We start from the raw sequence: 25,818 nt of genomic DNA, 5'->3' as shown, positions 1-25,818 counted from the left end.
ACTTTTAGGACAGCACCAATTTCACTTTAAAAACGTATGATCATCGATAGTTTTCGATCAATAACTTTAACGTAATAGGAATGTTACAAAATTTTTACTGTACAATTATGTTAACATAGCTACATAATGGAATCGGATCTATTTTTCATCAGATTGGGGGAATATCGATGGCAAATAATAATCCACAATCAAGACAAGGCCGCAGAAAGAAAACGAAGCAACAGAAACAAAACCTGATTTTAAATATTTCTATTGCAATAGTTTTCATATTAATTATCAGTGTCGGTTGGTCGATTATCGCTTCACCTAATAATGCCAAAGAGACTGCAGGAGATACAAATCAATCGACCGAAACAACTATAAAAGATAAGACAGCTAACAAACAGAAAGATAGTAAAGAAAAGAGTGAAGAAAAGAAAGCAAAAGAAAACAAAGAAAAAGAAAACAAAGAAGCAAAAGAATCCGAAGAAAAATCTTCAGAGGAGGAAAACGAAACTTCGCCGGATGAAGAAGATGTCATTAAGGTTAATAGCAATGATCCGAATGTTATCGAAGCAAAGATTAACCCAAATTGGAAGCCGGTCGGAACTAGTCAAACCGGAGAGCATATTACTCAATATAATCAAGGATCAACAGATTGGCAAGAAATGTTAAAGGCAATTAGCTATGCAACGAATGTGGATGTTGGTAATATGACGGTATTGTGGATCGGAAATGGTGGCGAACCTAATAAAAATGCTGTCGGCACCATTTCCACGAAGGATACAGGGCTGATTTATCGAGTTTATCTCGACTGGGTTGATGGAGAAGGCTGGAAACCGACCAAGCTGGAACAACTAAAAGAATTTAAAAAGTAATAGGAGTGTCTTAGGTGAAAATAGCTGTCATCGGAGCAATGGAAGAAGAAGTTATCATATTAAGAAATCAACTGGAAAATAAAAAGACGGAAATAATTGCAAACAGTGAGTTTAGTTCCGGAACATACGGAGGCAAAGATGTTGTTTTGTTAAAATCAGGAATCGGTAAAGTGAACGCTGCTATGTCGACAACGATTTTAATTGAACGTTATCATCCTGATTTGATTATTAACACCGGGTCCGCTGGAGGATTAAATCCGGAATTAAATGTAGGGGATCTTGTTATTTCCGATGATGTTTGTCATCATGATGTTGATGCAACGGTTTTTGGCTATGCTTATGGCCAAGTTCCCCAAATGCCCGCCGCCTACCAAGCGGATGAACGACTAATTCAGGTCGCAGAAGAAGCGGCCAGAAGTCTTGAAGGAATTCAAGTAAAAAAAGGACGGATTGCTTCCGGGGATTCATTTATGAGCGATCCGGACCGTGTTCAAATGGTTGCTGAAAAATTTCCGGGACTGCAAGCGGTGGAAATGGAAGCGGCAGCGATTGCTCAAGTCGCATACCAGTACGGACTCCCGTTTGTCATCATTCGGGCATTATCTGATATTGCCGGGAAGGAATCGGATTTATCATTTGAACAATTTTTACAAACTGCCGCACTGAACTCTGCTAATCTTGTTATCGAGATCATTCGAAAATTGTAAACGATAAGGGGCTGACGTCATCAAACTTGTAGCGGTGATGTCAGCTTTTTTTTGAATATAGAAACCAACATAGCAGCCAAAATCATGCCGCTACCAACACGATGAAAAAGGTGTATAGATATAATGTAAAATATATGGGATCGTTCACAGCGAAAGGAGTGGGCTTCATGCAAAGGATTTTGATTATTGAGGATGACCCTAAAATTGCTGAGCATCTGCAAGCATACATACAAAAATACGGCTTTGCGTCATCTATCGTGGACGATTTTGATCATGTGATGGAGCATTTTCAAAAGTATAAACCGGATCTTTTTTTACTGGATATTAATTTACCCAGCTATGATGGCTATTACTGGTGTCGCCAAATACGCAAACAATCAATTTGTCCTGTTATTTTCATCTCGGCACGGGTTGGGGAAATGGATCAGGTAATGGCGTTAGAAAATGGAGGCGACGATTTTATTACAAAACCGTTTCACCCGGAAATTGTCATCGCAAAAATTCGTAGTCAGCTTCGTCGAGCATATGGAGAATACGCTGTTCAGGTTGAGGAACGTGTGTTGGAACTAGAAGGGATAAAGCTTTATCCGGAGAGGCTGAAATTAACGGTTAAAGATAAAGCAGTACCCCTTTCTAAATGGGAAGCTGATCTTATTGAAAGTTTAATTGAGAGATATCCTCGTGTAGCCGGACGCGAAGATTTACTTGAAAAATTATGGGATGACCAAATGTATGTTGATGAAAATACTTTGAATGTGAACATTACCCGAGTCCGTAAAAAATTTGAAGCTGTCGGTATGAAAGGCGCCGTTGAAACAGTTAGAGGAGTAGGATATCGCTGAAATATTTCCCGAATCAAGGGTGAAGGACAATGAAACTATTTTTAAGAGAACATGCTCTATTAATTTTCGTACAAATCATTCAATTTTTTGTCATATTGGCGATTTATTTTTTAGATGGCTATTTTACGGACCGATTTTATTCGTTGGATTATTTATCGGTGTTGTCTTTTTTGTCTCAGCCGGAAGTTTCCTTTACTTCCGCTTGTATATGGATCTAGATGAAGATAAGCAAAAATTCTCATCGATTGCCAAAATGGGTCTAACAGTGAAGGAGCTAAAGAAGGTCTTAACCAGACAAACAGCTATTCTCTTTTTCGCTCCCATCATCGTTGCCCTTATTCATGGAGCGGTTGCGTTAACGGCATTATCCAATCTATTTGAGTTTAATATATTTAAGGAATCCGTAATGGTATTAGGTGTATTCTTGATTATTCAAATAATCTACTTTTTCATTGTCCGCTTTTTCTATACAAAGCAGATTCAGGCTGTTATTTAAATAATACTGGGCACATAGGATATTAAGGTTATCCTGTGTGCTTTTTTTGCAAAGACATCAGAAAAGGCGGTGAGTAACATACTTGACTCAAAACATCCCTGCAACTATTCAATTAGAAAATCAACATTAAGTTAACGAAAGTTTATTAAATATAAAATTTACATAAACCTCTTTATTAATCAAAGTCTGTTCCTCTGATGTTAATATTTTGACGCAAAGTTCAATAGATTTTCCCCCAAGTTTTCCTATATTTTCAACAATACAATTTCTATTTTTCATGTTAATCTATTAACATAAAATAGATTAGAAGGTGAGAAAATGAACAAGGTGGAACAACTGACAAGTAAGTTGCAAGATTATAAAAATTATTCTGTTGTGTTGACGGCCATCAGTACATTTTTATATATCGGCTTATTTTTAAAAGGCGGACAACTGTCAAACACAAATCAATATATCGTCATTGCCGCAATGACAATAAGTCTTATTTCTGCATTACTCTTCTTCGGTATGGCGTTAGCATGTAAAAAGAAATTAAATGATACAGATGATGATTAACCTTTTCCTCCCCGCTTTTGCTTAACGTGGGGAATCCTTTCCTTTTATCCCACCTTAAGATTTTTGAGTTTACAAAAAAGATAGGTGGGGGATGAAGAAAACCCCACTGAAGGAAGTTTCATTGGGTGGTTTGGTTTTTGCAAAGACTGCAATTTAAAAAATCGGAATATCAAGTAATTTAGCGGGACATACACTTTTTTGGGATTTCCAACATAGGTATAACTTATAGGCAATGGAAATTTCATTGGAGGTGGATACATGTCAGGAATTTTTTCTGCACTGGCCGTCCTGTTTAAAGAACTTGTGTTTTTTGTCTCATATGTGAAAAATAATGCCTTTCCGCAACCTTTATCACCTGCCCAAGAACGGAAATATTTAAAATTGATGGCAGAGGGGGATATGGAAGCAAGAAATATTTTGATCGAACATAATTTAAGGCTTGTCGCTCATATAGTAAAAAAATTTGAGAATACCGGCGAGGATCAAGAGGATCTCATCTCGATCGGTACAATCGGTCTAATCAAAGCGATTGAAAGCTTCTCAGAAGGAAAAGGAACGAAATTAGCTACATATGCAGCCAGATGCATTGAAAACGAGAATCTAATGTCAATAGTTTAGAGAAAAGAACTTTTTATAAAAATGTTAACGTTACAAATGTGATATAAAATAACTAAAAAAAAAGTGCCCTTGAATTGGGCAAACGTATAAAGAAAAATTAACTTAACTTTCTTGTAATGACAAAGAAGTTTCATCATCTATGTATCTATAGGATTGAGGAGCAACAAAATTCTTATCTAGTTGCTTAGGATTTATGGGCTCTTTATATTTAATGAATTCTTTAATCTTGATAGCGAAACCCTCATCATGTCCAGAAAAATATTCTAGGAACAAGTCTTTGGAAATTCCAGAAAATAAATATGTTTGATTCCAGATTTCCTTTGGAGAATTCATAATAATTTCATCTATTGTAAATTCACCAATAATTTTCCCCTCAGGCATTGTTGAGTATATAACTACTGAATCAACATTCTTCTTAAAAATACGCTTTCGATATTCATATTTTTTTGTTCCTTTAATAATTTTTTGAACATATTCGGGTTTAATTGATAATAATACTTTCACTTACTCCACCTTCTTTTAAAATACGATAAAACTGTTCATCTGTTAACCGGAAAAATCCCCAATAGCTATTTCGTTCTAATCCGATTTCTTGAATTAATCTCTTTCTAATTAACCTTTTACTTAATGCAGCATTGTATGTCATTTTAACAGCGTAGCAATCTCCCTTATTATACCACACTCTTAGTTCTTCTTTGTCAAAAATACTGTAAGTTGTTGCATAGTTATAGAAAGCATCGAAATTATAAAATTCATTTTGTCCTTTTACCTCTTCTACAACACAAACTGATGTGACAACAGAAGTATATTCAGCACTTTGTCCGGGTGTTTTTGTTCGATAAATTATAAAAATATCTCCTTTATTTGCTTGGTTTACTGGCATTCTAGTCACATAGGTTTTATGGATGCTATTTGTGTATGTAACATCTTCCAATATATTTACATTCTCATTTCTGAGGATAGAATCAGGAAACATAACTGAATGATATTTGGGATATATAGATAAAATAAATTTTTGTTTTTTGTTCGGGTTTATTAATGGATAGTCTAATAGAACATCATTTTTAATCCTTTTTAAATCTTTAATAAGTACCAATTCGTTACCGTTTACATTTTCTTTATGTCCATATCTGACAAACCCATATTTTTCCAATAGGGACAATAAGGCTGCATGCTTTTCGAAAATAGTAACATAACAAACATCAACATTACCGATAATAGCATAATCGAGTGCTTTTTTTATAAACCTTTCCCCTAATCTAGTTCCGTGTGGGTTAATTTTCAACGTTCCAATTTTTAGTGCTTTATTGCAGTTAATAGTGGGTTTTACATCTTGGATTGGACCGTTTTCATATTTTAAATATAAGAAACCTTCTAATAAGTTATTATTTAAAAGTATGTATGCTTCTTCATTTTCTTTCCTCTTAAACCAATGTTCAAAGTCTGGATAGTCTTCCTTTAATGAATTAAAAAAAGGGTCAAGTAAATTAATTTCATTAAATTTTCTTCTTTGTAAGTAGTTACTCATTACTACTCCTCCTTATTTTAATTTAATATACCTATCCTCTTTAATTGATTTTCAATATCCCCATACATTTCAATAACATCAAAATCTATTTCGAGAATATTCGCAATATTTTTTGCGTGATTTAGTTCCTCATTTTGAAAATCCTTTAACAAATTTGGATCATAAATTTTATTGTCTCTTTCGAATAATTTTTTTGAAATATTCTCTGGTTTATCTATTAAAACAATGATTCGTTTAGGTGATAACTTAATAAATGTACCTTTTGATATTTTGGTAATATTACCTTTGCTATTTAAAAGGCAAAAGTGTCCGTCTAGAATAAAGAAATTTATATTATCTAATTGTTTTAGAGCATTAAATAGATAATCTTGGTTTTTATTAATTTGGCTTTCCAATTTTACTGAGCTAAACTTTTGTTTCTTTTGTTCAGCAATTAGATGACTTGATGAATAATGAGGTATATTTAGTTTCCTTGACAATTCAGAGCAAAAATATGTTTTTCCAACGCCGTGTATTCCACCTACAAAGATCATAATAATACCACCCTGGAATTTATTTTGTTATAATATAAAATTTACTTTGATATCCATTACAACCTAACTTTCGATAAAACGTTCCATCTCATACGGAATTCCGTTTTCTCTTAAAACATCAAACTTAGTTTGGTAATCTTTTAAGTTTTTATCATAGAGCAATAGATTAACAGCGAATTCATTTGCTTCACGTTCAATTTTGTCTATGGAATAAAATGTGTTAGCCCTTAAAAAGGGTGTATTCGATTTTGTGTGCAATACCGCATGGCCAAGTTCATGGGCACAAACAAAACGCTTCCGCTGAGAATCTAAAAATTCGTTAATAATAATAAAACGGTTTCTTTTTTCATATTTGTAAAATCCATTTATTTCTTCGCACATAGGTAATTCATGAACATGAATATTGAGTTGTTCAGCGATTTCAAACGGATTATTCGTTTTATGATTTTTTATTAACTGATTTACCTTGTCGTAAATAAAAGACATACCATCAACCCATATACATGTTTACTTGATTCGTTTTATTTCACGAAGTTCTGTTTCTTGTTCTAAAGAGCGAAGGGCAAGTGATTCCAATATTTTATCTTGACGTTCTTGTCCTTTGATTAATAATTCTTGTGTTTCTTCTAACCGGTTTACCTTTTTCAGTGTCTCCAATACTGCTTGCTTGATTTGTGGAATATCATTTTCAATATGGCTGAGACGTTGGTTTGTTCTTTCCTGTTCCTGTTTAAAATCAGCGAATTGTGATTTCATACCTTTTAATTCCTCTAGTATTTGTTGCAGTAATTTTTCACTCATCATTTTTCCCCTTTCGATATTTTTTAGGAATATATTTTTTATTAATAATTTTTGTTTGACGAACAATAAATTCCATGGCCTCCATGAAAGATTCTTTTGCCTCCTCTGACATTGGTTCACCATCAAAAGCTAGACCATCTGTATGCTCCAAATCATTACGAATTTGTTCTAGACGTTTTGCTATGTCCCGTTCGTCTTTTTCTGTCAGCTCAAGGAGGTCATTTTTACTATCTCTACCGAGTAGATAGTCAACTGACACTTCATATAAATCAGCAAGTTTTCTTAATGTTTCTGTATCTGGATCCCTATAATTTCTTTCGTAATTAGAAAGAACAGTATTCGTAATTCCAACTTTTTCAGCAACAAACTTCTGAGACCAATTTCTTCTTTCTCTTTCGGCTTTTAATCTTTGTCCGAGACTCATATGTATCTTCCTCACATTATTATTACTTTAATAATAGCAATTATTCACGCTATGTTAAACAAAATCCACAAAAAGTTAAATTTGTAGTTGACTTTCACTAAAAGTGGATTTATAATAAAGACATAAGATTACACGAAATGTGGATTAAAGGTGGTGAATTAATGAAACTCAACGAGAAAATCAGAATGTATAGAAAATCAAAAGGTATTTCGCAAACATATATAGCAAAACAATTAAACATGAGTGTCTCTGGGTACAACATGAAAGAACTAGGTAAAAGACCAATAACTACAACAGAATTAGAGCGAATCGCAGAGATACTAGGTGTATCAGCATCAATTTTTTTTGAGCTTGAATTCCACGTAGAGTGTAATAAAAATCAACAGCATAAGGAGGTGATCTAGTTGGGAAACATTGTTACAAAACAAATTCCACCAGAAAAACTTCGTGACTTCCAACTAAAAATGGTTGGTGACGAAAAATGTGCAACACAACTCATAATCATTAATGGACTGAAATTTGGAGCTGGTGCTGGTGACGAAAACAAGGGAAAAGGCATTGGTAAAATCGATTTCGTTTTAGACCCATACGAGAAACCACAGGTATTTGTGCAATACCATAATCGATTAATAACTAAAGAAGTAGCTGAATCGCTAGGATTGGATAAAATCGATTATTAAGTTTACTTCCTCCTGAATGGCGGTTCAAGAGGAAGATAGGTAACTACTTATTAATTGATATAGGTGCTGTGTTTGTCATATAAATCCTAGTCTCTTCAAGCACTTCGTCTGGGTACTCAAAACGAAGACGATTAACAGTATCAGCTACATCTTGCTGATCAAAATGTTCTAAAACATATTCCGAATGGCCTTTAGGAGCGTTCTTAATCAGTTCACAAATTTCAAGAGCTATTTCTTTTCGGTATGCCATGTTTCTCACCTCCCTCCCAGTCATATTTCGACAGGAAGCGAGGAAATACCTTTAAAGGAGGCAATCTAAATGAAACAAGATCGAAAAATCATTTTCATTGAAGGCCCTTTGATTGAAAAAGTTAAACGTGACGCCCAAATACATTTAATAAAGATAGCAAAGCGCAACATTGAAAACGGCAGCTATCAACCGAGTAAAGTTATTAATTCTTAACTATCTTAATTTTATATCCGTAGAGAGCATATAAAAACCTATGCTTCTATGCAATTGAAAGGGGAGAGAAGTTTGATAAAAGAATCTGTTTACGCAGCGTCAGCAATCGAAACGCTGCAAAAGGAGGAAGGACTTGAGGGAGTTCAAATCGCAATGGATTTGAACGTTTCACCTCAACTAGTCAGCAATATCAAACACGGTCACCGAAAATTACAAAAGGATATTGCCAAGTCAGCGATGACTACATATGACAGTCCAGAGTTTATCATGCAACTACTTTACGAATTTAGTGAGGGTTATACGGCACCGGTTGCCAATGGTAAGGCGATTGATCCACACAGGTTATCATTCGAGGAAATGACGATTCAGCAAGTAAAAGAAGTAATACAAATTTTAGATGAAGTTAGTTTGGCTAAACCTCCAAATGAAACAACAAAAGAGGAGAAAGTACGGATTGAACAAGTCATAAGTGAATTACTTGACGCAGATATGTTTATCAATAATCTTCTCGCAGTTTTAGCAAAAGAATATGGTTTTAGTTTAAGAAAATGCAAGCGTAATAGGGTGCCATATTGGAAATCGAAGGGGTGGATTTGATGGACTTTAACTACGAAGAGTTTAAAGATAAGTACGGTCAGGAAGCAGCAGACATTGTGAAAAACGAAATTAAAACCGCAGAAGATTTTTGCTTGAAATGGAAACTTGAAATCAACCATAAAAACGAACATTGGATTAGTTTATTGTTCGTCACAACTATAGACGCTATGAGTATAAAAGTTTATAAGCAGGCGAAAAAAATCAAATCGGTAGATCGGATTTTTAGACTAGAGTGTGAACAGGCTTTAAAAATCATGAAAGAACTGGGGGCATGAATATGGACTTTGCTGACATTTATCTATTAGGGGTTGTGAGTTTAGGAATGATAGTGTCCTACAAAATCATGCGAGCAGAAGCCAAAGAGGAAAAGATGAAAAAGCGATAGTCGTCGGCAAACAACTATCGCAGGTAAACAAATTCTGAACAAATAAATTGTACCATGGCGGGTTTGAGCCCGTCAACACGGTCATGAGGTATCCGATGCCTCCAACTTCAAAAATCCTTGTGACCGTGTTGATTGGCTTAAATGTCAATCAAAATGACGATTCTAGCTATGAGGGAATAGCCAAACGGTAAAGGCGCCCACTAGATGGGTGGAGGTAATAAATCCTAGGCGAATATCTCCATTGTGGGTTCGAATCCCACTTCCCTCACCAGGGGTAGTGGCGGAATAGGTAAACGCTAAAGCACGCCCTTAATGAGGCCAGCGTATAGGCAGTGGAAATAGGCTTGGGCTGGACGATCGCTGTCATGCAAGGTGCAAATCCTTGCCTACCTCATTAGTACATATGAAGGGAGGTTTATCAATGTTAAATGTTACTGTTTGCCCCGAGTGTGGCGAATACGGGAAAGTAGAGTGAGAAGACGGCTGGTATTGCAAGGAATGTGGTTGTGGAGAACAAATCATTAAGGAGGATTACTAGTGAAACTAGACGTTTATGTTTGCTGTGATGACCATGAATTTGCAGTTCGAGAAAACGAAGAACCATCATGGTGTCCTCTATGCAGTACAGACAAAATTGAATTCAGTCATGAAGTAGATTTACTGGAACAAAAATAAAACTCCTGCAGCTACAGGAGTAGGGAATTTAAAAATATTCATCTACCGTCATTTTAACCTAATTTTGGTTTAAAAACAAGGAGGGTAACAAAGTGAAAGAGATTCGATTACTAGAATTAAACCTAAAAAATTTTAAGGGAATAAAAAGTTTCTCGTTAAAAGCCAACGGAAATAATGTCCGGGTGTTCGGTGATAATGCAACAGGTAAAACAACTTTGTTCGATAGCTTTGTATGGTTACTGTTTGATAAGGATTCGAATAACCGCAAAGATTTTTCCATCAAAACTTTGGACAAGTCAGGAAAGGTAATTCATAACCTAGACCATGAAGTGGAAGCTGTATTTCTAGTTGACGGGAAAACATTAACTTTGAAAAAGGTTTTTTCTGAAAAGTGGACAAAAAAACGAGGTGCAACGGTTTCTGAGTTTACAGGTCATACGACGGATTACTTTATTGATGGCGTGCCAGCAAAGAAAAAGGAATATGATCAACTGATTTCGTCTTTAATCAGTGAGGATGTATTCAAACTCCTTACAAGTCCAAGTTATTTCAACGAGCAATTAAAGTGGCAAGACCGCCGGAAAGTTTTATTGGAAGTTTGTGGAGACATTACAGACGAAGAAGTTATTGCAAGTAACAAAGAATTAGAACAGTTACTTGACGTCCTAAATGGACGGACAATTGAAAACCATCGAAAAGTGATTGCCGCCCGTCGAAAAGAAATTAATGATCAACTTGAAAAAATACCGGTACGGATTGATGAAATCAATCATAATCTGCCTGATTTAAGCAATCTTGATAAATCAGCATTAGAAGCACAAATCAGTCAAATTAATGCTGAAATCGACGAAAAACAAGACCTGATCAGCAACATTCGGAATGGTGCTGCTATCACTCAAAAGCAAAAGCAAATCCAAGAAATTGAAATTGAACTTTTGCAAATCAAACAACAACATGAAGCAGGCTCTAAAGACGAATTATACAAGCTAAAAGCGCGGATACAAGAGGAAGAATCAAATATAAGTTTGCTTGATTCCAAGGCTAAAAACATCCAAATGCAAATTAGTTATAACGAAAAGAATATTCAACAGATTGAAGCACAATTAGAAGCGTGGAGAACCGATTGGTCACAAATTAACAGCCAAGAGTTTACGCATGATGAACTATGCGCTTGCCCGACGTGTGGACAAGACTTACCAGAAGATCAAGTTATTGCCGCAAGAGAAAAAGCACTTGCGCAATTTAACTTAGAAAAGTCGAAAAAACTAGAGGAAATCACAAATAAGGGCAAAAATGGCGCTGTCCAAAAACAGAAACTCTTAAATGATAACGAAAAGCTACTTAAAGAAATTGACAAATTGAAAGCAGAAGTCGCCAAGAAACAAGAGGCTATAAGCAAGTTTGAAACTCAATTACAAGCAGTTAAAAGCACGATCATTGACATTACAGAGAATCCTCTGTATGTGGCTAAACTTCAAGAAAAACAACAGTTACAAAAAGAAATCGGTGAATTGCAGTTATCAGCTAATGAATCCATTCAATCAGTTCAAATGGAAATTTTAGAACTGAAACAACAACGTGATCAGCTAAATGCTGACTTGGGTAAGTTTTCCATCCTGAAACAAACTGAACAACGTATTCAAGAGTTAGAAATGCAAGAGAGGGAGTTGACCGCAGAATTCGAGAAGTTGGAACACGAACTGTTCCTAACTGAAGAATTCATTCGGGCAAAAGTGAATCTCTTGGAAGAGAAGATTAATAGCAAGTTCAAATATGCTCGCTTTAAATTGTTTGATCAACAAATCAACGGGGGTTTACAAGAAGTTTGCGTAACGACATTTGACGGTGTCCCGTATGATTCCGGGTTAAACAACGCCGCAAAAATCAATGTAGGGCTTGATATTATTGCAACGTTATCCGAGCATTACGGATTTAAAGCACCAATCTTTGTCGATAATGCCGAAGCAGTTACCAAACTATTAGATATCGATACACAAGTAATTAGCTTAGTTGTAAGTGAGAAAGACAAGCAATTGCGTGTAGAAACAGTACCAACAGAAATGAAGGAGGCAATCTAATATGTCAAATGAAATAGCAACACACGAAACTTTTAAAACAGGATTAGCTAAGGTGTCCGACACCTTCTACCCTATGATCGAGCAACAATTAACTGGAAATGGCATTCGCATGGACGATTATCAAAAAACATGTGTAATGAACGCGATTGCCGCTATAAACAATGTTTTGGATACAAAAGGAATTAGTTGGAATAGTCCGGATTTAGATCGTAACAATATCACAGATATTTTGTTGAAAGTTGCAGCATTAAAGCTGAATGCATCTGCTAGTCCACGTGAAGTTTATTTCCAATTGCGAAATGTGAAGTTGGCCGTACCGAATCCAAGCGGTGGAAAACCAATAGACAAATGGGTAAAACAAATAGAAATGGGTATCGAAGGCGATGGCAACGATGCGATTTTAGCAAATTTCGGACGAGATGTTAAAACAGTACACAACTATTGGTTAGTTCGGGAAAATGATGAATTTGAATATCCAATGTATAACGGTATCGAAGTAACACCTCCAAAGTGGCGCCCGACTGGAAAAGGTAAAGTTGTTCGGGTTGTTTACCCTATCGAAAAATCGAATGGAAATATTGAATACCTTATTTCCGAACGCGAGGATGTTATAAAAAACCTAATTGCACACGTAAACAATAATTTGACGAATGAAACATTCGGTATTGCAAAAGACCGTTATAATGCTACACCTGAACAAAAGAAGAAAATTAACGCAAAGAAAAAAGAGATAATCGACAAAATCGAAAGTCTTGGACTTGAAAAAGCACTAGACGAGGAATCATTAGCTGATTATATCAGCCCAGCTTGGAGAGAAAAGCAAAGCCGTGAATCTATGATTATTCGAAAAATGCGAAATAACGTCACGAAAAAATACACAAAGGATTTCGGCAATGCATTTGTAAGCATGACTTATGATGAAGCTACAGACGATGATTACAAACGAGTACGGAAAGAAATCAATGAAAATGCGAACAGTGAAGTCCTTGATTTTGAAGAGGTTCCGACCATTGAACAACCAAAAGCGGAAGTTATTGATTATGGTCCTGTTAATGAAGAACAAGAAGAACTAACTTCTGATAAAGCGTCTGAACCAGAGCAAATGACATTTGAAGCAACCGGAACAGAAGGACCGGGATTCTAATGATTGAGATTAAGACATTGGCAACAGGAAGCAAGGGGAATTGCTACTATGTAACGGATGGCTATTCCCCAATCCTCCTCGAATGCGGAATCAGGTTCAGAGACGTTCAAAAACGGCTCAATTTCAAGACTTCTAACTTAGTAGGGTGTTTGGTCACCCACGAGCATAAAGACCATTGTGGCGGCTTAAATGACGTATTAAAAGCAGGGATAAATTGCTACATGTCACCTGGGACTGCTACAGCGATAGGAATAAATCATCACCGAATTAAAAAGGTCGCGGTGAAAAAACAATTCACTTTAGGCACTTGGACCATATTACCATTTGACGTTCAGCACGACGTTTCAGAGCCATTTGGATTTCTTTTGCAGAATCAGTCTGGCGAAAAGCTTTTGTTTATTACAGACACGTACTATGTCAAATACAAATTCCCAAGCATTACACATATAATGGTCGAATGCAATTACTCGAGGGAGATTCTTGTTCAAAACATTGTAAATGGTCGGGTTCCAAAAGTGATGAAAAAACGTCTTGAACGGTCGCATTTTAGCTTAGAAAACGTCAAGGAGTTTTTAAAAGCGAATGACTTATCGAAAGTACAGGAAATTTGGCTTTTACACTTATCGGATAACAATAGCAATGAAGAACAATTTAAACGCGAAATACAAGAGTTAACCGGCAAACTTGTTTTTGTACCGTGAGGAGTGATCGGGGTTATGGAAAATCAAATACAGCCGTCGGGGTTCGTGATCCAGCCCCGATTGCAATTCAAACATTTAAGGGATCGGATGATTTATTCGTATCTGATTGAAGAGGCTGATTATACCGATAATGTCGGCAAAATGAAACTTAATCTTTCAGAGATGTCAAAAGAAACAGGATGGACAAGGGATATGATTTACAGTTCCTTGAATCGTCTAAAACAAGCGGGCTATATCAAGACTGAAACTATGTACCAAAAACAAGGTATTTTGGTGGAAATTGTGGATTATGATTGGTTTCAAAAACTTGAAAATTACAAGAAAAACGGGGAAAAGAACCCACAAGGAATCCACAAGAAACACACAAGCAACCCACAAGGGAAAGAATCGGCAAATCCTGATTTATCAAGGGGTGACAACATGGAAGAAATTGGAAATCCACAAGCAAACCACAAGAAACACGCAAGCAATCCGAAAATTACCGAGTTTCTACTTATATTAGTTAACAACATAAACAGCAATAACAACATAAACATTAAAAACATAACGTCGATCATCGACGAAGCAGAAGTTAAAAACAATAATTTGTCATCTAAACAAGACATTGAAATCTTTGTTGATTTTGCGTTGCAAATCAACGCTCTACCGTCTGGAACATCACGTAAAGTTTTAATTTCTTACTTTGATTGTATTCGACTAACGAGACAAACATGCACAATATCAGCAAAAATTTTGGCCAAGTTTATAGAAAAAATCAGTAAATACTCTGTAAATCAAATACATTACGCATTATGGACTCACGTAGAAAAACATGACGACAAAAGGGAAAATTACACACTTGGGATACTACGGAACACAGACGAACATGAAGCAAGGCGTGGCTTGATAAAACTGAAAAACAAAGGTGGTGTCATAGATCGTGCAGTCGGTGAAGAAAATTATAAATACGACTACGGATTCTGAAATTATTGAGGAATATGTTTGTAACGGGTGCGGAAATAAGGTACAAGTCATCAAGATGAAAATGTTATTCGGTCCCCAAAAAGGACAGTGGTTTGAAACGAAAAAAGGTTGTGACTGTGAGGTTCTTGGCATTATTAAAACACAACAACAAGAAGCAAAGAAAGCACGACTGATGAAAATATTTGAGGAGAACAGCTTAATCAACCCGTCATTGAGAGAAGCGACATTTGACAATTTTATTCCCGGTGAATTTAGTCAATCCTTTGAAAAGGCTAAAAAATACGTATGTGAGTTTGATATAAAGAACCCTAAGAATCTATTGTTTCAAGGTTCATTTGGTACCGGCAAAAGTCACTTATCGGTTTCAATTGCCAAAGCTTTAACAGCGAAAGGATATACAACGATATTCATTTCGACACCTAAACTACTCACCAAGATTCGAAATACATACAACAAGAACAGTGAACACGGTGAAGAGAAAATCATTAACTCTTTAGCTACGGTAGACCTAGTAGTCTTTGACGATATTGGCGCTGAAGGAGAAACATCAGGTTGGGTTATGCAAAAACTTTTTGAGATTATCGACCTGCGTGCCGGAAAACACAATATTTATACGACCAATCTATCATCTTCAGAATTCGAAATAACAAAAGACATGGGACGAATATTCTCGAGAATGTTGATAAACACCGACTTGATCAAAATGAATGGCACGGATTTTCGGAAAAGGCAATTTGTGAAGGGTGGTGCTTAACATGGTTGAAATAATTGGATTCAAAAAAAAGCCTTTCTCTCAGATACTTTGGGAGAAGGAAGGCAAAATTCAATCAAAGACAGTCTGTTACACGATTGATGACGAATTATCAGCGTTAGTACGTTTTAATGACACAAATGATTTTTACAATCATTACGATAAGGCGATTGTAGTTCGAAACGAAAATAACCAATTTGAATTATCAAGGAGGGAACCATATGGGAATGCTGTATAGATCTGTGAACGCAATAAACGAACTGAAAAAACGTCATATCATCAGTGAATTGGTTGCTTTAGGTGTTGATGGTGACGGTGCGATTAATCTATATGACCTTGATTATTACGAACTTAAAAGCTTGTTAGCGACATTAAAAAGAATGGGACGTGATTTTAATGCGTGAGATAAAGTTTCGAGTATGGCATAAGGCAGATGAAAAAATGTATGAAGTTTATGGATTTGCACAAAACAAATGGTTTCTAAAAGGTAAGCAATTTCCGATGCCAAATGGCTCAGTAGTAATAATGCAATACACAGGTTTAAAAGACAAGAACGGCAAGGAGATTTATGAGGGCGATATTTGCGAAACGGTTACTTACAGCGGGAAGCCTTTTGGAACTATCGACGTTGTAAAGTTTAGTGGCGGTGCTTTCAAATTGACGGACATTGAAGATGCATTGCTACCAATTCCTTTGGATGATAGTGACATTCAAAGTGTCGAAGTTATCGGCAACATTTACGAAAATCCAGAATTGTTGGAGTGGAAAGAATGACAGTAAAAGGAACATACAAAGGAAAACCGATTAGGGCGTTATTACTTCCCGATACTAAAACGGTACAACTTTTTGAATACGTAAATGAGCCGGGAAGTTTGTACTTTCCACTAATCGAGAACGGAGAAAATGTAGAAAAAGATAAATTTGTTTTGGAGGATCCAATTGAGTAGATACATCTATGGCAAAAATAAGAGAAATTGGGCTGACCCGTCAAGTAAGTACGGGTTATGCCCGGAACAGTTTGAAAAAGATGTGCAAGAACACCAAGAACGAAAAGGACGCAAAAAGGAAACCATCAAAGCCATGTTTGAAGGCATGATGAAAAGCGATCCGACTCGTCAAGAAGAAACGTTCCAAATATTTGTTGAAACGTTGAAGGAATGGAGGGAGAAGAATTGAAAACATTAGTATCTGTCACGTTCAACGGCGCATCAAGTGAACATATCTTTGACGTACCGAAAGACGAATTCAAAGTTATGTGGAATGAACAGATTGAACAAGTTGGATATTTTGAAGGCGTTGATACAGAAGGAAGAACGGTGATTATCAATCCAAAACAATTGCACAAAAAAAACATTGGAAGGTGAATTCAAATGAATGCAAATAAATTATTGTTTGAAGTTAACAAAATCTTTTGGGATGAAAAACTGACTGATTATGAAGTCGCAAACGAATTACTTGATTTAATGGATAGCAATAGAGAAACAGTTGAAGCATACAGAGAGCTGAATGCGGCTTATAGAGTGCTAAACATATGGAGTCGAACAGAGACCGAAACAGGTACTTATTTGGACCAAGTTCAGCAGTTGCTAGCGTTGGAGGGGAAAGAATGATAGTAAAAGGAACATACAAAGGAAAACCGATTAGGGCGTTATTACTTCCCGATACTAAAACGGTACAACTTTTTGAATACGTAAATGAGCCGGGAAGTTTGTATTTTCCACTTATCGAGAACGGCGAAAATGTGGAAAAGGATAAATTTGTTTTGGAGGTGCGACATGACTGATAAAGAACGGATGGAAGAAATCAAAGAAATATACCGATGGGCAATAGAAAACTCAATAGCTAATCGTATAGCAGATTCAGATATTGATTGGCTTATCAAACAAGCTGAACGTGTTGAGGAATTGGAAGAAGAAAGAGACGAATGGAAAGATACTGCTCAATCTTATTACATGACGAACCAAGAGTTAAGAGAACAAAATCAACGCTACAAACGGGCATTGGAAGAAATATCAAATGCTGATTGGAACTCAGAAGGATTGGATGCGGAAAGGGAATTAGACAAGGTTACTGATGTAGCATTCAAAGCATTGGAGGATAAAGAATGAACTTACAAAAACTATTTGAATTGCAAAAGCAATTAGATGAACACATTTATGAAGAACATCCTGTACAAGATGGCGAGGACAGGTTAGCAAAGAAAATCCTTGCCTTACAGGTGGAACTTGGAGAATTGGCTAATGAATGGCGAGGGTTTAAGTATTGGAGTAAGGACCAAGAGCCGAGAATAAAAGATTATAAACAGACAAAGTGCAAATGGTGTAATGGTTCAGGTGATGATGGTACTGGTGTATGCCCTGATTGTAGATGTGAGGGAGATGTTTACAAAGAATATAACCCACTTCTTGAAGAATACGTCGATTGCCTGCATTTCATACTGAGTATCGGGTTGGAAATGGAAACAAAAAAAGAATGGGGACACTCATTCAAAATTGGTAGTTCAATAATAAGTCAATTTCATGCATTATTTGGTGAATTATCAAGTCTGTTTTACTACAACCAAATGTATAACTACCAACGAGCTTTTGATTTACTTATCGGTTTAGGTGAAATGCTTGGTTTCACCTGGGAACAAATTGAGCAAAGTTATCTACAGAAAAATCGCATAAATCACGAACAGCAAAACAATGGCTATTGAGGTGATATATTTGGAAAGGTTCATATGTCAATGCGGCTGTGGGCAAGAGATACCTTATAAAAAACACCATAAAAGATATAAGCCAAAATTTATCAAAGGGCATAGCAATCGAGTAAGGAGAAGAAAACCTTACAATGTGGAAAAGGCATTTTGGGAAAGAGTAGATAAAAATTCAGATTCCGATTGCTGGGAATGGAAGGGTTATTTGATGCCAAATGGTTATGGCCAGCTTAAAGAAAAGCAAAAAAACGTTTATGCGCATAGGTATTCTTATAGACTGCACTTCGGAGAAATACCAAAAGGAATGGTGGTTTGCCATAAATGTGATAACAGAAAATGTGTAAACCCTAGACACCTATTTTTAGGGACACCAAAAGACAATATTAGAGATATGGATCGAAAAGGAAGGCGGGTTGTTCTTCCGGGAACGCAAAAAATAACAGAATCGGATGCCCAAAGAATAAAAAGGCTAGGGGAACAAGGAATACATTCGAATGAACTAGCAAAAAAATACAACCTAACCCCAAGTACGGTTAGAAACATAATTGCAGGTCGGATATGGAAACCGACCAGATTCAAACGAGGTAAGCTAACAAAAGAATTTGAAAGACAAGAGAGTGGTTACTAATGGCATGGATAAAAAACGGAAAAATCTACAAAATCGTTAATGCTATGTCAGAAACAAATTTTACAAATAACATAAATTCCCACAAAGAGCGTGGCTGGAATCTTGCGGGAGACATCAAACGAGATAAATACGGTTTTTCGTGCTTGATGTTTTGTGAAAGGAATGGGTTACGTGACAGCAACAAAATATAACTCCAAGAAAGTAGAACTAGACGGATATACATTCGATTCACAGATTGAAGCTAGGTATTACCAACGGTTGAAATGGCTGCAGGAGCATAAAGAAATACTGTTTTTCCGACTCCAGCCAAGGTATTTACTCCAAGAAGCGTTCAAGAAAAACGCTAGAACTTATAGAAAAATAGAGTACATTGCCGACTTTGAAATACATCACTTAGATGGAACAATCGAGGTTGTGGACGTGAAAGGGATGGAGACAGAGGCCTTCAAAATTAAGAAAAAACTGTTTGAAAAGAGATATCCCCATAAACTCACCTTAATTACATACGTCAAGAAATATGGGGGATGGATTGAACTAGAAGAATTAAAGAAAAGGAGAAAACAAGCGAAGAAGGTGAAATAATATGTCGTCAGTCATCAAAAATGGCTCATATGATGTTTTAGTAGATTCCAAGATAAATAATACCAAGACAAGCTTAATTGGCAAGAATGAGCCAATAACAAAGCGATATGAGGTATTAAGAGAACAACTAGAACATGCACTTAAGGCTAAAGACCAAGCGATATCGTATAACGCTTTTCTTGAAAATCAGCTGTACAAAGCAAGGGAAGAAATCAAGCGTCTAAACGAGGAAATTAATGAACTCGTGCAAAAGGGGTATAACGTATGAATGTATCCATATTTGATGACCGGAAACCGTGGATGAAAGAGGAAGACCGGCTAATGACATGTGCTTGGTTTTGTCCGTTGTATAGAAAGTGTAGTAGCAGGTTTGGGCGGGATTGCAAAAGATTTGGCGGACCGGAAATACCGAAAATAAGAAGGTGAAAAATATAAAAAAAGCCAGGATCACTCCCGGCGAATGTACTCGATATATTTATTTTAGCATGGGAGTGGTCCGGTTGAAAATAGATACAGAAAATATGGTAGCAGAGGTTAGCCTTATGGAAAATGCAGTTTATATTGTGAAAGATGGAAAGCTCCATAAAATTTTAAAACCTGAAACAGGTCACGGAAAACAAATAATTAGTTGGCAAGGCCATAAACCTTGTAATGCGAAATTAGAAACTGACATTAAATTTTAATACTAGCTTATGGGAAACACCCAGGGCACTGAATGAACGCTTTACGCGTCGTTTGGTGTCCTTTTTATATTTGAAAGGGATGAGAATATGCGGAAGAAAAAGAAAGTATCCGAGTTTTATAGATATAAGTTTTGCAGAAAATGTATTTGGGCAAGCAAAGACGGTCTGTGCCCGTTTTTGAGGTGTCCAGTTATATTTGGTTGGGTTGCGGATAAAAAACGGCAAGGAGGCGGCAAAAATGAGTAATTGGGTAGATAAATTAATCAATGAGTATGAAGAAGGGCGAAAAGAATTACGTAGAATGAAAAACAAGCTAGGCAATTCTGAATTAGATCGATTAGATAAAACACAGATTAATAGCATGATCAACGACATGACGTATGCTATTGATTGGATGATAATCGGCAAAAGACCTGGAAATTTACGTGGGATTGAAAAACGTTCAGCATATCAAAGACGTGTATTGCTGGATATGGATTTATTCCCATCATGGGATTTAGAACCAAAGCGAAAAGAATTGACCGAGGAACAGAGGAAATTAATTGTTAATATACTGTTATGCTTGTCACATAGGGAAAGACAATGTTACCTACTTCATATGGCTGAAGGATGGAGCCTGCAAGAAATCGCAGATGAATTAAAATTAAGTAAAAGCACTGTTCAAAAATATGTAGAAAGAGCTAAAAATAAGATTTCTTGTCGTACGAATGTCATACGAACCAACATAGAGGGTGAAAGGGGTATCGTATAAATTAAATATTTTAAAGGTTTTTACCTCCTTTTGTCGAATTAAAATGATAGAAGGAGGTAGCGTTTTGTATTTAAGTACTATTATTTACGATCTAGGAAGTATCACAGATTGGTTAACAGCTATTGGGACAATAAGCGCTGTAATTGTAGCTTTATATTTGTCTAGAAGAGACACTAAGCCAAAAGCAAAGGTTTCAACAAGTTTTAGTTATTTAGTCTACCTATACGGAGTTGATGATTCCCCAGAATTTTTAACTGTAGGTATTGTTAATCAGGGGTTAGTGCCAATACACTTAAAAGAATGCACGATTAGTATGGGTAGGAAAAATAGAGCAGCTTTCCCTGATGGTAGTCATAATGTAGATCGGTTGCTTAAACCTGGAGAATATTATGAACACAGATTGAATTATGAACAAATATTAAATGGTATTAGACATTATAATATAACTAAGTTTAAAACTTACGCATATTTTCAAGATGCCAGCGGAAGAAAATATAAAAGCAAAAAAATTATAATTAGAATTTAATTGGCGCTACACTTGTTGTAGTGCTATTTATTTTGAATAAGCAACTAGCGTAATGAGGTGGTGTTATGTAGTGGCGAAGTTAACCGAAAAACAGAAGCGTTTTGCTGATTACTATATCGAAACTGGAAACGCTACAGAATCAGCTAAAAGGGCGGGATATAGCCCAAAAACAGCAAGGGTAATCGGCCAAGAAAACCTGCTAAAACCTGCCATTAAATCATACATTGACGAGCGACTCAAAGAAATGGATGAAAAGCGCATCATGAAAGCTGAGGAAGTCATGCAACTCCTAACAGCCATAGCAAGGAATGAAGTGACTGAGGATGTTGTTGTTTTTAACGAAGGAATGACTGCTATTGAACAAAAAGGCATGAGTGCAAAAGACCGACTAAAAGCCCTTGAGCTAATTGGTAAACGTTACGCCATGTGGACTGAAAAACAACAAGTCGAAAACATTACACCTGTATTCCTAGAGGACGTGCCGGAAGATGACAACTAAGCAAATGCCGAAAGTTTCAATATCAGAAGCAATCGGGAAAGGCTACAACCGATTTTGGCACAATAAACAGTTTTATCGGGTGGTAAAAGGTTCCCGTGGTAGTAAAAAATCCAAAACAACAGCGTTAAACTTCATTTACCGCATTATGAAGTATCCTTGGGCAAACTTACTTGTCATTAGGCGTTATTCGAACACCAATAAACAATCAACATACACGGACTTGAAGTGGGCGGCTAATAGGCTGAAAGTTAGCCACTTGTTTAAATTCAATGAATCCTTGCCGGAAATCACATACATGCCAACAGGACAAAAAATATTATTTAGAGGTCTTGATGATCCACTTAAAATTACATCGATTTCCGTTGATGTTGGTATTCTTTGTTGGGTATGGACAGAAGAAGCGTATCAATTAGAAGATATGGCCGCGTTTGATACGGTGGTCGAATCAATTCGTGGTTCGCATGATGATCCAGAGTTCTTCAAACAAATCACACTCACGTTTAACCCGTGGTCGGAAAGACACTGGTTGAAGCGTGAATTTTTTGATGCAAAGACAAGACGTAAAGATGTATTTGCTATTACAACAACGTTTCGTATTAACGAGTGGTTGGATGAAGTTGACCGAGCTAGGTATTTAGATTTATACCGTACCAATCCAAGACGGGCAAGAATTGTTTGTGATGGTGAGTGGGGAGTTTCAGAAGGTCTTGTATTTGAAAACTTCCAAGTTAAAGACTTTGACCCATTAGAGAAAATCAAAGAGATTCAAGAAACTACACATGGAATGGACTATGGTTTCACAAACGATCCTACGACTCTAGTAAGTTCAGTTGTTGATTTAGAAAATAAGGAGATTTGGATTTATGACGAGCATTACGAAAAAGCCATGACGACACAGGATATTTACAACATGTTAGCCGAAAAACAGTTGTTAAAAGCTTCAATCACTGGCGATAGTGCCGAGCCGAGATTGATCAAGGAATTGCAAACCAAAGGCGTGAGAAGGTTACATCCTTCTGTCAAAGGACAAGGAAGTATAATGCACGGTATTAACTTCCTGCAAGGATTCAAGATATACATTCATCCATCATGTGAGCATACGATTGAAGAATTCAACACATACACCTTCAAACAAGATAAAGAAGGTAAATGGCTGAACGAGCCGATTGACGATAATAACCACATTATGGACGCTTTACGTTATTCAATGGAGCGTTACCACTTAGGTAAAGGAAAAGACAAGAAAGACAAATACAAAGCATTACAAACGCTTGGATTGTAAGGAGGGATGAAATGTCTAACAAACAACGTTTTTCCAATGAAGCAAATATTCACTATAGATATTCTAGTGCTGATGATTTAATTGCAAATTTAGAGGACTTATCAGATATGGTTCAACACCATATGCAATATCAAAGGCCAAGATTGCAAACCCTAGAAAACTATTACAAAGGCAATAACGAAACGATTTTACAAGCAAACAGGCGGAAAGAGGAACATCTTGCAGATCACCGAGCAACCCATAACTTTGCAAAATATGTTTCTCAATTTATTCAGGGGTATATGGTCGGTGTCCCTCTAAAAACAAATTATCCAGATGAAAGAATTAATGAACAATTGAGAGAAATCAACAGAATTAACGATGCTGATGAACACAATTCCGATTTGGTGCTGAATCAATCGATTTATGGACGAGCTTATGAGTTGTTATACCGAAGTAAAAATGACGAAACACGATTTACTGTATTAGATGTAAAAGAAACATTCGTCATTTACGATGACACGGTAGAAATGAATTCAATTGCAGGTGTTCGTTATTTCAATAACAAGTTTAACGACGATATGCTGAATGTATATTTATACACAGAATCAAAAATTTATCATTACATTACAAAAGACCAACATTCCTATAAATTGACATTGGAAAAAGAAGAAGAGCATTTCTTTAATGGTGTTCCAATCATCGAATACATGAACAATAAGTTCCGACAAGGAGATTTTGAAGATGTTCTAAACTTAATAGATTTATATGATGCTGCTCAATCAGATACGGCCAACTATATGACCGATTTAAATGATGCTTACTTAGTCATTCAAGGCAATGTTGATTTAGATGTAGAAACAGCCGAGAAGATGAAAGAAGCGCGTTTAATTCTCTTACAAACCGAGCCTGGTGTTGAAGGTAAAGCAAGTCAAGCAGACGCGAAGTACATTTACAAACAATATGACGTATCGGGAACAGAGGCATATAAGGATAGACTTGCTGAGGATATTCATAAATTCACGAATACACCTAATATGAATGATGAGCACTTTTCCGGCACTCAATCTGGGGAATCAATGAAATATAAGTTATTTGGTCTGGAACAAGTTAGGTCTATAAAAGAACGCTTATTCAAGAAGGCGTTAAGAGATCGTTACCGATTGATAAATAACGTTATGACAAGAGCAAGCGAAGGTGGGTTTGATGTTAATGATATTCAAATTGTATTTACACCAAACTTACCGAAGTCGCTGAAAGAAGAAATAGAGATGTTCATTAAATTAGGTGGTAAATTATCTGAGGAAACAACTTTAAGTGTACTTTCTCTTGTTGAAAATCCGAAAGAAGAACTTGAAAAGATTGAGGCGGAAAATAAATTAAACCAACCAACCTATGATTTTGAACAGTTTCAGAATCAAGATGAAGAAGTGACTGACGATGACGAATAATTATTGGCGTGACCGTGAACTTGAACATATCAAGAAATCCATCAAAAATGATGCCCAATTAGCAAAGCGACTTCGACAAAAATACATGGAAGCTTTGGAGGAAATACAACAGCAAATAGAAGCCTTCTATGGTCGTTATGCTGACAAAGAGGGTATTTCTATTAATGAAGTGAGAAAACGTGCTAGAAAGCTAGATATTGAGAAATACGCCAAGAAAGCAGCAAGGTATGTTAAGCGAGCACACTCTAAAATACCTTTTCTTCGATGGATGGCTTTTACGGATAAAGCGAATAGCGAAATGGCTATTTACAATTTAACAATGAAGGTCAATCGCTTAGAATTGCTGAAATTAAACGTGGAATTAGAATTATATGCCTTGCTGAATGATGAAGATCGCTTCTTGTATGAAGAACTCACTAAGCAAGCAAAGGCAGAATACGAACGACAATCGGGTATTTTAGGGCAAACCATCAATTATAATGAAAAACACCTTCAATCCATTGTGAATGCATCCTTTTTAACTGCCACATGGTCAGATAGGATTTGGGCTAACCAAGATGCATTAAGGCAAGAGTTGGACAAGCTATTAAACCGTGGAATCCTTCAAGGCAAGAATCCGCGGGAGCTTGCAAGGGATTTAAGAAAGGTTTTTGATACGAGTGTTTATAATGCTGAGCGACTTTTAAGGACTGAATTAGGGCGTGTTCAAATTCAAGTTGCAGAGGACAGTTTTAAAAAGGCTGATATTGAGAAATACGAATACATCGCAGAGCCAACAGCATGTGAGGAATGCGCCAAATTAGATGGGAAAGTGTTTGATTTAGACAAAATGGAAGTAGGTTTAAACGCTCCCGTTCTTCATCCAAATTGCAGATGTAGTATTGCTGCTTATGTAGACCGTGAAGCGTGGGATGCAGATTTGAAAGCGAGGGGGTTGTAGA

General features: G+C 36.3%; 44 protein-coding genes, 1 tRNA gene and 2 pseudogenes. 40 read left to right on the top strand and 7 right to left on the bottom strand.

Features of this window, described 5'->3' with window-relative positions; translation table 11 throughout:
• Window positions 1-167: 167 nt before the first annotated feature.
• The 7 genes and pseudogenes from NSQ14_RS12065 to NSQ14_RS12035 all read left to right on the top strand — a co-directional run.
• On the top strand, window positions 168-857 hold the full coding sequence (locus tag NSQ14_RS12065; protein ID WP_041846226.1) for a YrrS family protein: 690 nt from the start codon (window positions 168-170) through the stop codon (window positions 855-857).
• Between the two features lie 14 nt (window positions 858-871).
• Entirely contained in the window at window positions 872-1,564 is a 693-nt protein-coding gene (mtnN, locus tag NSQ14_RS12060) for a 5'-methylthioadenosine/S-adenosylhomocysteine nucleosidase (protein WP_034771237.1), read from the top strand.
• Between the two features lie 167 nt (window positions 1,565-1,731).
• Window positions 1,732-2,406, top strand: coding sequence for a response regulator transcription factor (locus tag NSQ14_RS12055; protein WP_346216394.1), 675 nt, complete (start codon window positions 1,732-1,734; stop codon window positions 2,404-2,406).
• 29 nt (window positions 2,407-2,435) lie between these two features.
• Window positions 2,436-2,624 carry a hypothetical protein gene (locus tag NSQ14_RS12050; RefSeq protein WP_346217137.1) on the top strand — a complete coding sequence of 63 codons (189 nt, stop codon included), beginning with the start codon at window positions 2,436-2,438 and terminating at the stop codon, window positions 2,622-2,624.
• A pseudogene (locus NSQ14_RS12045) lies at window positions 2,531-2,902 on the top strand (ABC transporter permease); the annotation flags it as partial. The gene NSQ14_RS12050 and the pseudogene NSQ14_RS12045, both read left to right, overlap by 94 nt.
• A 318-nt stretch (window positions 2,903-3,220) precedes the next feature.
• Window positions 3,221-3,457, top strand: coding sequence for a YrhC family protein (locus NSQ14_RS12040; RefSeq protein WP_034771233.1), 237 nt, complete (start codon window positions 3,221-3,223; stop codon window positions 3,455-3,457).
• A 258-nt stretch (window positions 3,458-3,715) separates the two neighbouring features.
• Window positions 3,716-4,069, top strand: a pseudogene (locus tag NSQ14_RS12035) (sigma-70 family RNA polymerase sigma factor); the annotation flags it as partial.
• Window positions 4,070-4,177: 108 nt separating this feature from the next.
• Here the strand turns inward: NSQ14_RS12035 and NSQ14_RS12030 are convergent.
• The 6 genes from NSQ14_RS12030 to NSQ14_RS12005 all read right to left on the bottom strand — a co-directional run bounded on the left by NSQ14_RS12030 (window position 4,178) and on the right by NSQ14_RS12005 (window position 7,361).
• Complete coding sequence (locus NSQ14_RS12030) at window positions 4,178-4,579, bottom strand: ASCH domain-containing protein (protein ID WP_343127997.1); 402 nt, start codon at window positions 4,577-4,579, stop codon at window positions 4,178-4,180.
• Window positions 4,557-5,603 (bottom strand): N-acetyltransferase, encoded by a 1,047-nt coding sequence (locus NSQ14_RS12025; RefSeq protein ID WP_343127996.1) that lies wholly within the window; start codon window positions 5,601-5,603, stop codon window positions 4,557-4,559. Before NSQ14_RS12025 ends, NSQ14_RS12030 begins: the two co-directional genes overlap by 23 nt.
• A gap of 17 nt (window positions 5,604-5,620) precedes the next feature.
• Window positions 5,621-6,136 carry an ATP-binding protein gene (locus tag NSQ14_RS12020; RefSeq protein ID WP_343127995.1) on the bottom strand — a complete coding sequence of 172 codons (516 nt, stop codon included), beginning with the start codon at window positions 6,134-6,136 and terminating at the stop codon, window positions 5,621-5,623.
• 63 nt (window positions 6,137-6,199) lie between these two features.
• Window positions 6,200-6,622, bottom strand: a complete 423-nt coding sequence (locus tag NSQ14_RS12015; RefSeq protein ID WP_346216393.1) for an ImmA/IrrE family metallo-endopeptidase — start codon at window positions 6,620-6,622, stop codon at window positions 6,200-6,202.
• 21 nt (window positions 6,623-6,643) lie between these two features.
• Window positions 6,644-6,937, bottom strand: a complete 294-nt coding sequence (locus tag NSQ14_RS12010; protein WP_343127992.1) for a hypothetical protein — start codon at window positions 6,935-6,937, stop codon at window positions 6,644-6,646.
• Window positions 6,930-7,361 (bottom strand): helix-turn-helix transcriptional regulator, encoded by a 432-nt coding sequence (locus tag NSQ14_RS12005; protein WP_343127991.1) that lies wholly within the window; start codon window positions 7,359-7,361, stop codon window positions 6,930-6,932. The genes NSQ14_RS12010 and NSQ14_RS12005 overlap by 8 nt, the downstream gene beginning before the upstream one ends.
• Window positions 7,362-7,522: 161 nt before the next feature.
• Between NSQ14_RS12005 and NSQ14_RS12000 the strand changes: the two genes are divergently transcribed.
• Both NSQ14_RS12000 and NSQ14_RS11995 read left to right on the top strand, forming a co-directional pair.
• Window positions 7,523-7,765 carry a helix-turn-helix transcriptional regulator gene (locus NSQ14_RS12000; protein WP_343127990.1) on the top strand — a complete coding sequence of 81 codons (243 nt, stop codon included), beginning with the start codon at window positions 7,523-7,525 and terminating at the stop codon, window positions 7,763-7,765.
• Entirely contained in the window at window positions 7,766-8,041 is a 276-nt protein-coding gene (locus NSQ14_RS11995) for a hypothetical protein (RefSeq protein WP_343127989.1), read from the top strand. It abuts the gene before it with no gap.
• 43 nt (window positions 8,042-8,084) lie between these two features.
• On the opposite strand, the gene NSQ14_RS11990 is transcribed toward NSQ14_RS11995, so the two are convergent.
• Window positions 8,085-8,291, bottom strand: coding sequence for a hypothetical protein (locus NSQ14_RS11990; protein WP_343127988.1), 207 nt, complete (start codon window positions 8,289-8,291; stop codon window positions 8,085-8,087).
• Between the two features lie 69 nt (window positions 8,292-8,360).
• On the opposite strand from NSQ14_RS11990, the gene NSQ14_RS11985 reads away from it, so the two are divergent.
• The 31 genes from NSQ14_RS11985 (at window position 8,361) to NSQ14_RS11835 (ending at window position 25,817) form a co-directional block, all read left to right on the top strand.
• The gene (locus tag NSQ14_RS11985) at window positions 8,361-8,504 is read left to right on the top strand and encodes a hypothetical protein (protein ID WP_346216392.1); all 144 of its coding nucleotides are present in this window, start codon (window positions 8,361-8,363) and stop codon (window positions 8,502-8,504) included.
• Between the two features lie 72 nt (window positions 8,505-8,576).
• Complete coding sequence (locus tag NSQ14_RS11980) at window positions 8,577-9,101, top strand: XRE family transcriptional regulator (protein WP_346216391.1); 525 nt, start codon at window positions 8,577-8,579, stop codon at window positions 9,099-9,101.
• Window positions 9,101-9,376, top strand: a complete 276-nt coding sequence (locus tag NSQ14_RS11975) for a hypothetical protein (protein ID WP_346216390.1) — start codon at window positions 9,101-9,103, stop codon at window positions 9,374-9,376. The genes NSQ14_RS11980 and NSQ14_RS11975 overlap by 1 nt, the downstream gene beginning before the upstream one ends.
• A 280-nt stretch (window positions 9,377-9,656) precedes the next feature.
• Window positions 9,657-9,757, top strand: a tRNA-Leu gene (locus tag NSQ14_RS11970).
• A 266-nt stretch (window positions 9,758-10,023) separates the two neighbouring features.
• Entirely contained in the window at window positions 10,024-10,161 is a 138-nt protein-coding gene (locus tag NSQ14_RS11965; RefSeq protein ID WP_161792956.1) for a hypothetical protein, read from the top strand.
• Between the two features lie 92 nt (window positions 10,162-10,253).
• Window positions 10,254-12,239 carry an AAA family ATPase gene (locus NSQ14_RS11960; RefSeq protein ID WP_346216388.1) on the top strand — a complete coding sequence of 662 codons (1,986 nt, stop codon included), beginning with the start codon at window positions 10,254-10,256 and terminating at the stop codon, window positions 12,237-12,239.
• 1 nt (window position 12,240) lies between these two features.
• Window positions 12,241-13,383, top strand: coding sequence for a hypothetical protein (locus NSQ14_RS11955; protein WP_346216387.1), 1,143 nt, complete (start codon window positions 12,241-12,243; stop codon window positions 13,381-13,383).
• Window positions 13,383-14,084 carry an MBL fold metallo-hydrolase gene (locus NSQ14_RS11950; protein ID WP_341286875.1) on the top strand — a complete coding sequence of 234 codons (702 nt, stop codon included), beginning with the start codon at window positions 13,383-13,385 and terminating at the stop codon, window positions 14,082-14,084. The genes NSQ14_RS11955 and NSQ14_RS11950 overlap by 1 nt, the downstream gene beginning before the upstream one ends.
• A 15-nt stretch (window positions 14,085-14,099) precedes the next feature.
• Window positions 14,100-15,047 (top strand): hypothetical protein, encoded by a 948-nt coding sequence (locus NSQ14_RS11945; RefSeq protein WP_041848444.1) that lies wholly within the window; start codon window positions 14,100-14,102, stop codon window positions 15,045-15,047.
• Complete coding sequence (locus NSQ14_RS11940; protein WP_235370371.1) at window positions 15,013-15,801, top strand: ATP-binding protein; 789 nt, start codon at window positions 15,013-15,015, stop codon at window positions 15,799-15,801. The genes NSQ14_RS11945 and NSQ14_RS11940 overlap by 35 nt, the downstream gene beginning before the upstream one ends.
• A 1-nt stretch (window position 15,802) precedes the next feature.
• Window positions 15,803-16,036 (top strand): hypothetical protein, encoded by a 234-nt coding sequence (locus NSQ14_RS11935; RefSeq protein ID WP_052522627.1) that lies wholly within the window; start codon window positions 15,803-15,805, stop codon window positions 16,034-16,036.
• Window positions 16,020-16,202, top strand: a complete 183-nt coding sequence (locus NSQ14_RS11930; RefSeq protein WP_341286877.1) for a hypothetical protein — start codon at window positions 16,020-16,022, stop codon at window positions 16,200-16,202. Before NSQ14_RS11935 ends, NSQ14_RS11930 begins: the two co-directional genes overlap by 17 nt.
• Window positions 16,195-16,572: a YopX family protein gene (locus NSQ14_RS11925; protein WP_346216386.1), complete on the top strand. Its 378-nt coding sequence runs from the start codon at window positions 16,195-16,197 to the stop codon at window positions 16,570-16,572. The genes NSQ14_RS11930 and NSQ14_RS11925 overlap by 8 nt, the downstream gene beginning before the upstream one ends.
• On the top strand, window positions 16,569-16,745 hold the full coding sequence (locus NSQ14_RS11920; RefSeq protein WP_346216385.1) for a hypothetical protein: 177 nt from the start codon (window positions 16,569-16,571) through the stop codon (window positions 16,743-16,745). The genes NSQ14_RS11925 and NSQ14_RS11920 overlap by 4 nt, the downstream gene beginning before the upstream one ends.
• Window positions 16,738-16,974, top strand: a complete 237-nt coding sequence (locus NSQ14_RS11915) for a hypothetical protein (protein ID WP_346216384.1) — start codon at window positions 16,738-16,740, stop codon at window positions 16,972-16,974. Before NSQ14_RS11920 ends, NSQ14_RS11915 begins: the two co-directional genes overlap by 8 nt.
• On the top strand, window positions 16,971-17,162 hold the full coding sequence (locus NSQ14_RS11910; RefSeq protein WP_346216383.1) for a hypothetical protein: 192 nt from the start codon (window positions 16,971-16,973) through the stop codon (window positions 17,160-17,162). The genes NSQ14_RS11915 and NSQ14_RS11910 overlap by 4 nt, the downstream gene beginning before the upstream one ends.
• A gap of 6 nt (window positions 17,163-17,168) precedes the next feature.
• Window positions 17,169-17,408, top strand: coding sequence for a hypothetical protein (locus NSQ14_RS11905; protein WP_346216382.1), 240 nt, complete (start codon window positions 17,169-17,171; stop codon window positions 17,406-17,408).
• Window positions 17,405-17,581: a hypothetical protein gene (locus tag NSQ14_RS11900; protein ID WP_346216381.1), complete on the top strand. Its 177-nt coding sequence runs from the start codon at window positions 17,405-17,407 to the stop codon at window positions 17,579-17,581. Before NSQ14_RS11905 ends, NSQ14_RS11900 begins: the two co-directional genes overlap by 4 nt.
• Window positions 17,574-17,906, top strand: a complete 333-nt coding sequence (locus NSQ14_RS11895; protein ID WP_346216380.1) for a hypothetical protein — start codon at window positions 17,574-17,576, stop codon at window positions 17,904-17,906. The genes NSQ14_RS11900 and NSQ14_RS11895 overlap by 8 nt, the downstream gene beginning before the upstream one ends.
• Complete coding sequence (locus NSQ14_RS11890) at window positions 17,903-18,496, top strand: dUTP diphosphatase (RefSeq protein WP_346216379.1); 594 nt, start codon at window positions 17,903-17,905, stop codon at window positions 18,494-18,496. The genes NSQ14_RS11895 and NSQ14_RS11890 overlap by 4 nt, the downstream gene beginning before the upstream one ends.
• 10 nt (window positions 18,497-18,506) lie before the next feature.
• Complete coding sequence (locus tag NSQ14_RS11885; RefSeq protein ID WP_346216378.1) at window positions 18,507-19,124, top strand: HNH endonuclease signature motif containing protein; 618 nt, start codon at window positions 18,507-18,509, stop codon at window positions 19,122-19,124.
• 171 nt (window positions 19,125-19,295) lie between these two features.
• Complete coding sequence (locus NSQ14_RS11880; RefSeq protein WP_340499663.1) at window positions 19,296-19,706, top strand: DUF1064 domain-containing protein; 411 nt, start codon at window positions 19,296-19,298, stop codon at window positions 19,704-19,706.
• Window position 19,707: 1 nt separating this feature from the next.
• Window positions 19,708-19,974 carry a hypothetical protein gene (locus NSQ14_RS11875; RefSeq protein WP_346216377.1) on the top strand — a complete coding sequence of 89 codons (267 nt, stop codon included), beginning with the start codon at window positions 19,708-19,710 and terminating at the stop codon, window positions 19,972-19,974.
• A complete protein-coding gene (locus NSQ14_RS11870) occupies window positions 19,971-20,132 on the top strand; it encodes a hypothetical protein (protein ID WP_346216376.1) in 162 nt (53 codons plus the stop codon). Before NSQ14_RS11875 ends, NSQ14_RS11870 begins: the two co-directional genes overlap by 4 nt.
• Window positions 20,133-20,206: 74 nt before the next feature.
• On the top strand, window positions 20,207-20,389 hold the full coding sequence (locus NSQ14_RS11865; RefSeq protein WP_428831577.1) for a DUF3954 domain-containing protein: 183 nt from the start codon (window positions 20,207-20,209) through the stop codon (window positions 20,387-20,389).
• Between the two features lie 238 nt (window positions 20,390-20,627).
• Window positions 20,628-21,140, top strand: a complete 513-nt coding sequence (locus NSQ14_RS11860) for a sigma-70 family RNA polymerase sigma factor (RefSeq protein WP_346216375.1) — start codon at window positions 20,628-20,630, stop codon at window positions 21,138-21,140.
• A gap of 64 nt (window positions 21,141-21,204) precedes the next feature.
• Window positions 21,205-21,666, top strand: a complete 462-nt coding sequence (locus NSQ14_RS11855) for a hypothetical protein (RefSeq protein ID WP_346216374.1) — start codon at window positions 21,205-21,207, stop codon at window positions 21,664-21,666.
• Between the two features lie 70 nt (window positions 21,667-21,736).
• Window positions 21,737-22,165, top strand: a complete 429-nt coding sequence (locus tag NSQ14_RS11850) for a terminase small subunit (protein ID WP_346216373.1) — start codon at window positions 21,737-21,739, stop codon at window positions 22,163-22,165.
• A complete protein-coding gene (locus NSQ14_RS11845; RefSeq protein ID WP_346216372.1) occupies window positions 22,155-23,447 on the top strand; it encodes a PBSX family phage terminase large subunit in 1,293 nt (430 codons plus the stop codon). Before NSQ14_RS11850 ends, NSQ14_RS11845 begins: the two co-directional genes overlap by 11 nt.
• A gap of 11 nt (window positions 23,448-23,458) precedes the next feature.
• Window positions 23,459-24,877, top strand: a complete 1,419-nt coding sequence (locus tag NSQ14_RS11840) for a phage portal protein (protein ID WP_346216371.1) — start codon at window positions 23,459-23,461, stop codon at window positions 24,875-24,877.
• Entirely contained in the window at window positions 24,867-25,817 is a 951-nt protein-coding gene (locus NSQ14_RS11835) for a minor capsid protein (RefSeq protein WP_346216370.1), read from the top strand. The genes NSQ14_RS11840 and NSQ14_RS11835 overlap by 11 nt, the downstream gene beginning before the upstream one ends.
• Window position 25,818 lies beyond the last annotated feature (1 nt).

This window comes from Caldifermentibacillus hisashii, assembly GCF_039654145.1.
Taxonomy (GTDB): Bacteria; Bacillota; Bacilli; order Bacillales; family Caldibacillaceae; genus Caldifermentibacillus; species Caldifermentibacillus hisashii.
The sequence above is the reverse complement of the archived record's forward strand: the minus strand, read 5'-3'. Positions and strand labels throughout refer to the sequence as shown.